Source organism: Desulfobacula sp. (assembly GCF_021107415.1).
The window spans coordinates 1-10,255 of sequence record NZ_JAIOSW010000348.1 but is presented as its reverse complement, the minus strand read 5'-3'; the positions used below and the strand labels follow the sequence as shown (position 1 = coordinate 10,255).

Here is a 10,255-nt window from a genome sequence, read left to right as displayed (position 1 = left end):
TGAAGAAACCAACGGTGCCATCGTGATCACAGGCCGTGGCCCTGACACACCCTGGACCCACCTGACTATTCCGGAAGGGTATGGTTTTGACACCATAACCCTGAGTAACCAGGCCAGAGTGCTGGCAGATGACCCCATTGTCATTTCCGGCACTCTCCTTGTCACCGGCAACTCCGTATTATCGCACAGCACCGGCAATGAAGCAGGATTAGTCATTGATGCCGCAACGATTCAGGTCGACCAAGGCAGCGCAATTGATATGACCGGCAGGGGATACCGTGGCGGTACAGACTATAACGAGCGTGGACACACCCTGGGTGACATTGAAGGCGCCTCTTACGGGGCCGGTGGATCATACGGCGGACAGGGAGCCGGATATATCAACGCTGACAGCTATATTGTCTACGGTGATCCAAAACAGCCTGATGAACTCGGTTCCGGCGGCGGGGCCTGGGAGTATACCGATGGTGGTAACGGCGGTGGTCGAATCTGCCTCATAGTTGATACAGTCATTGTCAACGGCGCTATTCGAGCCAACGGCGGTGAATCTGTAGGCAGTGCGGCCGGTGACGGTTCCGGCGGTGCCATTTTGATCCACACCTCACAACTGGCAGGCACCGGAACCATTGAAGCCAACGGCGGCGGCAACGGTTACGGTACAGCCGGCGGCGGCGGCCGGGTAGCGGTCTACTGCGACTCTGTTGATCCGACTTACAACCTGGCTGACCTGTACAATATCATCGCCCTGGCCGGTCATGGTCAATATCATGACAGGTATTCCTCTGCCGGCACAGTGTACATTGAATACAACAATCAGGATAATAGCGGCGTTCTCTATATTGACGACAAGGTGGTGGATGGAGATGGTAATCCCAACGGCACCGCATCACAGTCCACACCTTTGCCCCATATTGGTTCTGGTACGGCCGGTGTGCTCAGTGATCAGGATCTTGATGGTGCTATCGATACTATGACTACAGATGGATTGGTTCGAATGTTGCCCAATGGACTGGTTGGACTCAGGATCAATCCGGACACCAGCCAGGATCAATCTTTTGTTATCCTGAACAATACCGATGCCACCATTACAGTAATAACACCCAACGAAAATGGTGCCCACTTTGCCGATGTGGCAGAGCAAGAAGATACTTACGCCGGTATCTTCACCTGCGACAATCTGACCTTCCGTCGTGGCGGCCGCCTGATATCAGGAGACTTCTTGACCGTCACCGATACCATAACCATTGACGAGTATGGGCTGCTGACCCATTTTAATACGACCACAACCTTGATTTTCCGGCTTGACCTGTTGGTTAGTAACCTGGTTATTGAAGAAACAGGCCGCATAGACACAACCGGCCTGGGATATAACGGCGGCAGGGGATATAATGAGTTCGGTCGAACCCAGGGTAATGTTTACGGTTCATCTTACGGTGCCGGCGGATCACATGGTGGTCTCGGCGGAGTTTACAGTTCTGCTGTAGCCGGACCCATATATGGCAGCCTGACCGACCCAATTGATCCGGGTTCCGGCGGCGGGGCCTACGAGCATCACGATGGTGGTGACGGGGGAGGGGTTATCTTCATCACAGCCACCAACATGACGGTCAACGGAGCAATCCGATCTAACGGTGGCGAGTCTGTAGGCAGCGCAGCTGGTGACGGCTCCGGGGGAACGGTGAATATCGTCACTGAAACTCTTGAAGGATACGGCACCATCGAGGCCAATGGTGGTGGAAACAACGGCGGCGTTGGCGGTGGTGGTGGGAGAATCGCCATTGATTGCTCCGTCTCTTTTACCCTGGATGAGGCAAATATCCAAGCCGCAGGCGGACAGGGACAATATGACAACGGACAAGAAGGATCAATTGATATGGAGTAGCCGTAATAGTTATAAAACTGAAAAATTTATTTTATTGCATTGTTGCGGCTGATATTAAATTTCTTGATTTTATAATACAGAAGCTGCCGTGAAATCCCAAGGGACCTGGCTGTTCTGGTGATATTACCTTTGTTTTCAAGAAGGGCATTTTTTATAATATTTTCTTCATGCGCTGATTTTTTTTTAATTAAATTGGTGTTGTGCCCTTCTGAAAACACCTCTCCATACCTTCTTCTGGGTCTGGCAGGTTTGGCTTTTAAGGGCCAGTTTGAAAAATGGGTTTGCAGGTACTTAATTTGAATCACCTCATCCGTACCCACAACATTCATAGCCCCCTCAATCACATGCTCAAGCTCTCTGACATTGCCCGGCCAGTTATACGTCTTAAAAAGTTTCATGACTTCTTTGGAAATTTTTTTCACATTTTTACACAGCAGGACATTATGTTTTTCGATAAAATGCTCCACCAAAAGCTTAAGATCTCCCATCCGTTCCCGCAGGGGTACAATATGGATAAATACCACGCCCAGGCGGTAAAAAAGATCCGATCTCAATGTTTGATCTGCAATGGCGATATGGGGATCCTTATTAACCGAACTGATGATTTTCAAATCTGTTTCAATCTCTTTCAGGGCGCCGACCCTTCTGACCGTGTTTTCCTGGATACTTCGCAGAATTTTGCTCTGCAGCCCTGTGGGCATGGAATTGATTTCATCAAGGAAAATAGTGCCTTTGCTGGTTCTTTCAAATAATCCGGCCCTGTTCACTGCGCCGGTAAAAGCGCCTTTAGATGTACCAAACAAGATTCCTTCCAAAAGATTTTCAGGAATGGCAGCACAGTTTACCGGCGTATATTTTTTTGCACTTCGTGAGCTGTGATTGTGAATAGCCCTTGCAAACAGTTCTTTGCCGGTTCCGGTCTCACCAAAAAGCATCACAGGCGAGGGTGTGCCGGCAGCCATTTTTGCAGAGTTAATAGCGTCAACAAAAACTGGATCTTCCCCAATGATCCTTTCAAATGTAATGGATGCACTGTCAAACTGCTGGTCTTTGCCTGGCAGCGGCATGGATGCAATGGTATTGGCCAGGGCATGATAATCCCTGACAAAACAGATGGCACCGACCAGTTTGTTTTTATTAAAAATGGGCATTACATTGTGGATGGTGTTTGCAAATTTTCCCATTCTTGTGCGGTAATAAATGGGTTCATCAATAATGGACTTTTGTTTTGTCAGGCACTGCATGATAATGCTGGTGGAGTTATCAAGGTCATAGACATCTGTAATTTTACGGGAGATAACATCTTCGTGATTCAATTCATCAATGCGGGATATAGCACGATTGTAATATACAATCACGCCATTGGCATTTGTAACAATTACCCCATCACTGAAATCATCAAAAATAGACAGATAATCTGTATTGTCTAATTTTTGCAAAAATCTTCCCGGTTTGTTTTTTTTTGAATCAGCCATTCTATAATTATTTGGGTTACAATATTTTTGTCAGTTCCGGTATGATTTCCAATGCATCCGCCTTAACATAATAATCACAATTGGACATGATTGCGGCATTTTCATCCGTATTGATGGCAATCACCATTCCTGCGGTCTTCATGCCGGCAAAATGCTGGATGGACCCGGATAGGCCACAGGCGATATAGACCCTGGGGCTTACCTTTTCACCGGTCTGCCCCACCTGCATTGCATAGGGCACCCAGCCTGAATCCACTGCCACACGCGAAGCTCCCACAGCAGCATTGAGCTTTTCTGCACATTTTGAAAGGAGGGTGAAATTCTCACCATTTTTCATTCCCCTCCCTCCGGCAATAATCACATCCGCCTCAACAAGATCAATATTTGCGTTCTTGTCAGCTTCACCTGTTTTAATAACCCTGAATCCTTTGGAAACAAGGTTTGTTCCGTCCGGTTTCAATTCCAATCTTTGACCCGATCCTTGGGCTGGCCCTTGAGCCTTTACCGGTTCAATTGCATTGGGTCTTACACCCAGAATCAGAACCTCCCCTGTAAGTTTTATCGTGGCAATGGTTTTGCCTGAATATTGGGATGTCTTGGCAAGATTTTGTTCAAGGTCAACATGAAAACAGTCCATGACCAAAGGCGCTTCAATCAGGGCTGCAATTCGCGGCAGAAGATCTTTGCCTATTGCGGTTGAAAGACCGAAAACCGCACAAATATTAAATTCTTTAATGGCATTTATGATGGCTTTTGCCCTGATCACCGGATTGTTCTGCTGGTCTGGTGAAAGCAAGACATCAATAATATTTGTTATGCCAAAAGATTCCAGATCCTGTTTCAGGGCTCTTGCATCTGCATCCATGACAAAGGCAAAAAGCTGCGTGTCATTGTCCCTTGCCAGGGTGATCATGCCAAAATTGGTCTCTTTGATTTTCCCGTTATCCGTTTCTATGATGATGCCGATATTTTTCATCATATGACCTTTGCTTCATCTTTAAGAATTTTTACAATTTTTTTTGCAACCTTACCTGCATCCCCTGTTATCTCCTTTGGCTTCCGGGTTTGCTCCAGGGGTTCAAGCTCAACAATGCTCATGCCGGCTGTTGAGGGTTTAATGTTCAGATCTGCAAAAATAATTTTTTTGACCGGCTTTTTCTTGGATTTAACTATATCGGGAAAGGTCGGGTATCTGGGGGTATTCAATCCCCTTCCAGCACCGATCACGCAGGGCAACGACATTTCATAGGTATTGGCAGTGCCGCCGGATAATTCACTTTCAACGATTACACTGCCCGCCTCAATATCCAGTTTGACCACATTTGTGGCAACAGGAAAATCCAATAGGGCTCCAATACGGAACATGGTCTGCATGCCTTCGGCATCAATGGATTCTTTGCCCGTAAAGATCAGCCCCGGGTTTGTTGTGTCCTGCTCAATGGCAGCCTTCAGGGCTTGTGCAGTTTCAATGCTGTCATGATTTTCATCACTTACAATCAGAATCCCCCTGTCAGCCCCCATGGCCAGGGCAGACCCAAGGGTTTTTTCTGCATTATCCTTTCCAAGGCAGACTGCAATAATTTCAGCACCGGGAAGATTATCTTTAATCCTGACGGCTTCGGTAACCGCATGTTCATCATAGGGATTTAAAAGAAAGGCTAGCTTTTCATTAATATGGTTTTTATCAACAAGGGTAATATGAGCTGCAGAATCAGGAACATGTTTAACACAGACATAGATTTGCATAAGTTTTCACCATTAAAAATTAACCTTTCTTTTTTTTACAAAACCTCTCTAACCATTTACGGAAAAGGAACTATTATAGTTGATTTCCCGTTTTCTTGAGAAAAAACCCACATCGGTTGACCTATCCGTATACTTGAACTTGTATTGGAAGGGCTCTTTATCATGGTCCAGGCCCTTTTCACAGGAATCAATCAACTCAGCCATCATGCGGCCGACAACCGGTGCATTTTTGTATTGGTTGCCGCTGGTGCCAATGGCCATGTAAAACCCGGGAAGATCAGACTTATCATAAACAGGAATCCAGTCATCAGAACAGTCATAAAGATCAACAACCCCTTTGGGCTGATTGGGTACCTGAAGGGTTGGAATCCGTTTGCCAAGCCTGTAGCACTGCGCTTTCCACTGTTCATCGGTCAGGACATTATCCTTGCCATGTCCGCCTTTACCGGCATAAAACTCATCAGGGTCAACCCATTCCTGGGGATCGCATTCCGGGTCCTCACTGCCGATGAGAAATGTATTCCCCACTTCCGGGCGTACATAACAGCCAATATCCCCATCAGACATGTGATACCCGTCTTTGAGATAATCATATTCATCCGGTGAAGGACAATACATAACTTCATGTCTTAAGGCCTTGGTTTTAATATTACAGCCTTCCCATACACCCTCAGCCATCTGGTTGATCAAAAACGAGTGAGGCCCGCCCACATTAACAACGATCCCTGCATCAATCTGTGTACCGTCTTTCAATGTAATACCGGCTGCTTTACCATTTTCGCTTCTGACATCAACCACCTCGGCATTAAAAATGAATTCAGCGCCTTTGGCTTCAGCTGCTCTCATGATATTATGGGCAGAAAGGGCAGGGTCATTCACATAACCGCCTTCAGGACAAAAAATAGCGCCTTCAACCACTTTGGTCGGCTCATCAAAAAACTTCGGGTCTTCAGGGCGTCTCACCGGCCAGAATTCATGGAGATCTGCCACCGGAACCATTGCTTTTATCTTATCATTATCCCATTCTTCGTACTGAACCCCCACTTCGTCATAATTTTTTTGAACTTTTTTCCAGTCATGTCCCTGGGATTTGATCAGGATTGATCCGGTGTTCATGTACTTGGCAAGGCCTTTTTCATCTGTTACATTGCCCAGATAATTTTTCCAGTCCAGCCAGTATTTAAAGCCTTCATAAGCCATTGCCACACCGTCGGCAGTAGAGTAATGGGCTCTTACAATGGCACAGGAACCGGCTGTTGAACCTTCCCCGGCATCCGGCAGCATATCAACATTAAGGGTTTTATATCCCATCTTGGATAATTCATAGGCAATGGGTGATCCGATGACACCAGCCCCAATGATAATTGCATCATATTTTTTGTTCATAATTTTATCTCCATACTATTAAATTTAATGGCTGATGCCATTTTTATAAGCTTTTAATCCAACTGGTGAATCTGCTTTCCCCTGCAGGTGTAAGCCCAAACTCTTCTCCTGCATGAAGGATGGAATGAATCATATCTCTTCCATATCCTCTTGAGCAGGTCAATACCAGTCCTGAATCGTCACCTGCCTTGCTCAATGTCACAATCTGACACGGCACATGGGAAAAAGGTCCCTGGAAAAGAAAGGGCGCCATTCTCTGTGGGTCCATAAAATCAAGTGCCGTCAATTTCTCACAAATTGAAAACACGTCTTTGCCGATCAAGGCCACACAGAGCGTTGATTCTGTCACATCTGTATACCCGGATTCACCCGGCATACTGACATCATCTTGTCCGGCAAGATTGAACAATGACACCTGGATGCCATTCATCCGGCTGGCAAGAATCCCGTTTTCAAGCAGACTTTTGCCCGGTACTTCCGGAAGTGTCATGCCAAATGGTGTAATGGCGGCAAGATTGGAATCCTGCAAATCAAACCTGGGTCTGTGGCTTACGTCAACCAGGTATGGCCCGTCTCCTTCACCACTATATTCCATAACGACTTCCCAGTTGTCTCTGTTTTCTGTTTTTAATGGCGTACTTTTAAAACCAACCGGGGAAACTCTTTGTATCTCTTTCATGATTTTTCCCTTACATTTTCATCCGTTTACCTTCAGGATCATAAAACGGCATTGCTACCACTTTTCCATAAATCCGATCATCGCCGCATTCATCTTCAAAAATCTCAAGCCGGGTATCGATTTTGGAAAGAGGTGCCTCGACCAGGGCCATACCCACTGCTTCGTTTAATGAAAAGCTGTCTCTTGCCGTACAGATATATCCCCTGACCTTATCATCCACGATCAGCGCGCCATCTCTGGGCGCCCGTCCATTGTTTTCCATCTTGAAACCAACCAGTTTAAGCCGGGTCTGATCGCTCTCGGCCTGACGCAGTGCTACAGCACCAACAGTTTTTGCTTCAGCCTTATTGCGGTCCCACAAAAATCCCAGGCCCAGATCCAGAAGATTGGTCCGTTGCTCAGATTCCGATCCCAGGATGACATGGCATTTTTCCATACGAAGCACGTTCTGGGCTTCAACTCCAAAATTTTGAATATTAAACTCTTTACCAGCTTCATTGAGCATGACCCAGACAGCCTTCATATACGAAGACGGCACATGCAGTTCATAGGAGAGCTCACCCACAAATCCCAGTCGCATGGCTCGGACCGGAATTGTATCCTGGATTTTAAATTCCTTGTATTCTGAGTACCCAAAGGCGTCATTGGAAACATCAATATCTACGATTTTTTCCAATACCTTCCTGGCATTGGGCCCGGACAGATTGATCACGCCCAATGAATCGGTAAGATTTACCAGGGCAAAATCCCATCCATCATACCGTGTATGATATCTGAGCCACTCAACGGTCTGTCCTGCCCGGCCGGTTGAGGTGGTAAAGTAATAATCATTCTCCCCCTGTTTAATGACAACACCATCATCAATCACGCAACCGTCATCATTGCACATGGCTGAGTATTTGATCCGTCCTTCCTTTATCTTGGACATGTCTGATACAAACACCCGCTGGAGTGTTTTTAATGCATCGGGTCCATGTATTCTGAACTTACCAAGGGTAGACCCATCCAGTATTCCGACATTGGATCTGACATTCTCAATCTCTTTCTTGCAGGATAAATCATTGGAAAAATAGCGGGCTCTCTGCCATACACCGATATTTCTAAAAATACTGCCGTCTTGTCTCTGCATCTCATCCATGGGGGTTATTTTAAACATCTTGTGGTTCACACCGGCATAGGTGGAGATCAGCGTGGGCACCAGCGGCGGCCGTACATTGGTGGGCCGGATGGAAATATCGGGCAATGCCTGGTATTTCGCCACATACAGGGGCAGGTTATGCCCCGGGATTCCGCCCTGTCCAGGCCCTAAGCCCGTCGCTGTAAACCGCTTGATCAGTTCGGGCACATCAAACCCCTTTTCAATGGCCTGTTTGATATTTTTAATGGTGGCATCTTCATCAAAACAGATAAAACTCTTACGGCCTTTAATCGGTGCAGTAACCAGTTTTGTTCCCCGAACCGGTCCGGGAAGATTTTCAAGGGCTTTTTTGGCGTCCCCGATTTCCCCCAAAATAGAATCGGTCGAACAATTTTCACAGTCAAAGGCAGCCTTTAACCCCGCAAGTGTTCCGGATGCTTCAATGGATAAGGAATCATTCAGTCCCAGGATACGCCCTGCGGCATGCATTTTTTCAGGCAGTTTATCCGGCAGGAAAAAACCGGTATAATTATCATACTTGAGTGTCCCCTGCGCCACAGTAATATGACCGGTGACAGGTGTCATACCGGCAGATGCCACAATAAGATCACAGAAAAAAGTTTTGGAAATCTGTCCGTCAACACTTGAAAGGGTGACTTTCTTTACAATTTTTGCCCCGTGGGCTTTTGCAGCCACCCACCCTTTAAGTAATACGATTTTTTTATCTGCAATTATTTTGAGCAACCGGGGATCCTGACCATCTTCCCTGATATCAGCAATACACGAAATGGTAAGGCCAAGATCATGGAGTTCCAGGGCCGCTTCAAGACCCAGGTCATGACCAATGCTGAAAACAGCTTTTTTACCGGGCAGCTGCCCATAGGTTTTAGCCATACGCAAGGCACAGGCAATCTGCATGACACCCGGTCTTTCATTATTGTCAAAAATCAAGGGTCTTTCAATACATCCGGCAGCGGCCACAACACTTTTGGCTCTTATCTCAATATAGCGCTGGTCAAAGACATCTTCTTTTTTTCCAATCTGAAACCCGGTTACCAAATTATTATTATAAGTTCCCACAACAGACGTATGGGTGAACAATCGTATATTATCCTGTGCTTCCACTTCTTTTGCAAGGTGCCGGGCTCTGTCATGAAGTGTATGTCGATCTTTATACGCCATTGACCTGTATTCAAAAAAACCGCCCAGCCAGGGACGGGCTTCCATGAGGATGACCCGGAGCCCTTTTTCAGCGGCAGACAAAGCAGCCATCATTCCGGCAGGTCCGCCGCCAATGACGCAGACATCTGTGTTCAAAAAGATTTCATCAAACTTACCGGGCATTTCATAATCAGGGCTGATTTTGCCAAGCCCGGCAGCTTTCCTGATCTGCTTCATGGCAATGGGCCAGACCTTTGCAGGCTTGTGCATGACATTATAATAAAATCCTGCCGGCATCATCCAGTCCATTTTGTCAAGAAACCCCATCATGTCATTTTCTGCAGACCCTTTAACGTTCTGCTCTTTGATCACCATGCCATCTTCAAGCAGGGTATTTTCACACCTGACATTGGGAACCCCGTCCACTTCCATGCAGGTATTGCTGCATTCGCCGTCAAGGCTGTAAAGCCCTCTGGGTCTGTGATATTTCAAACTTCTGCCGAATATTCTTACCCCATTGGCAAAAAGAGCGCTGGCAACTGTGTCACCTTTTACGCCATAGTGTTTTTTCCCTTTATAGATAAAGGCAAGTTTTTGAGCCGTATCGATTTTCAATGTCGGCAGATGATTAAACCGGTTCATCATTTTTGCCCTCCTGATTTTACCTTAGGCACGGACAGAATGTCGGGGGCATCTTGAGGGCGCATGAAATATTAAGATATGTTAATCCTAAACCTCTGTAGAAAAACTTTAATTACTATTAATTACTAATATTGTCAAAAATAGTA

General features: G+C 46.3%; 6 protein-coding genes and 1 pseudogene. 1 reads left to right on the top strand and 6 read right to left on the bottom strand.

Annotation, left to right across the window (positions count from 1 at the left end):
* A pseudogene (locus K8S13_RS17685) lies at positions 1–1,882 on the top strand (hypothetical protein); the annotation flags it as partial.
* A gap of 26 nt (positions 1,883–1,908) precedes the next feature.
* Here the strand turns inward: K8S13_RS17685 and K8S13_RS17680 are convergent.
* From K8S13_RS17680 to K8S13_RS17655, 6 genes are read right to left on the bottom strand one after another with little or no spacing between them, the layout of a single operon-like run.
* Entirely contained in the window at positions 1,909–3,321 is a 1,413-nt protein-coding gene (locus K8S13_RS17680; protein WP_291464575.1) for a sigma 54-interacting transcriptional regulator, read from the bottom strand.
* A gap of 52 nt (positions 3,322–3,373) precedes the next feature.
* Complete coding sequence (locus K8S13_RS17675; protein ID WP_291464573.1) at positions 3,374–4,336, bottom strand: electron transfer flavoprotein subunit alpha/FixB family protein; 963 nt, start codon at positions 4,334–4,336, stop codon at positions 3,374–3,376.
* Positions 4,333–5,103, bottom strand: coding sequence for an electron transfer flavoprotein subunit beta/FixA family protein (locus K8S13_RS17670; protein ID WP_291464571.1), 771 nt, complete (start codon positions 5,101–5,103; stop codon positions 4,333–4,335). The genes K8S13_RS17675 and K8S13_RS17670 overlap by 4 nt, the downstream gene beginning before the upstream one ends.
* Before the next feature lie 48 nt (positions 5,104–5,151).
* Complete coding sequence (locus K8S13_RS17665; protein ID WP_291464569.1) at positions 5,152–6,489, bottom strand: FAD-binding oxidoreductase; 1,338 nt, start codon at positions 6,487–6,489, stop codon at positions 5,152–5,154.
* A 43-nt stretch (positions 6,490–6,532) separates the two neighbouring features.
* Positions 6,533–7,168 (bottom strand): sarcosine oxidase subunit gamma SoxG, encoded by a 636-nt coding sequence (locus K8S13_RS17660; RefSeq protein ID WP_291464567.1) that lies wholly within the window; start codon positions 7,166–7,168, stop codon positions 6,533–6,535.
* 10 nt (positions 7,169–7,178) lie between these two features.
* Positions 7,179–10,112, bottom strand: coding sequence for a 2Fe-2S iron-sulfur cluster-binding protein (locus K8S13_RS17655; RefSeq protein WP_291464565.1), 2,934 nt, complete (start codon positions 10,110–10,112; stop codon positions 7,179–7,181).
* Positions 10,113–10,255 lie beyond the last annotated feature (143 nt).

Excerpts from the sequence above, each read along its gene's own strand:
- K8S13_RS17675 (WP_291464573.1), bottom strand. The coding sequence starts at position 4,336 with ATGATGAAAAATATCGGCATCATCATAGAAACGGATAACGGGAAAATC.
- K8S13_RS17670 (WP_291464571.1), bottom strand. The coding sequence starts at position 5,103 with ATGCAAATCTATGTCTGTGTTAAACATGTTCCTGATTCTGCAGCTCAT.
- K8S13_RS17665 (WP_291464569.1), bottom strand. The coding sequence starts at position 6,489 with ATGAACAAAAAATATGATGCAATTATCATTGGGGCTGGTGTCATCGGA.
- K8S13_RS17660 (WP_291464567.1), bottom strand. The coding sequence starts at position 7,168 with ATGAAAGAGATACAAAGAGTTTCCCCGGTTGGTTTTAAAAGTACGCCA.
- K8S13_RS17655 (WP_291464565.1), bottom strand. The coding sequence starts at position 10,112 with ATGATGAACCGGTTTAATCATCTGCCGACATTGAAAATCGATACGGCT.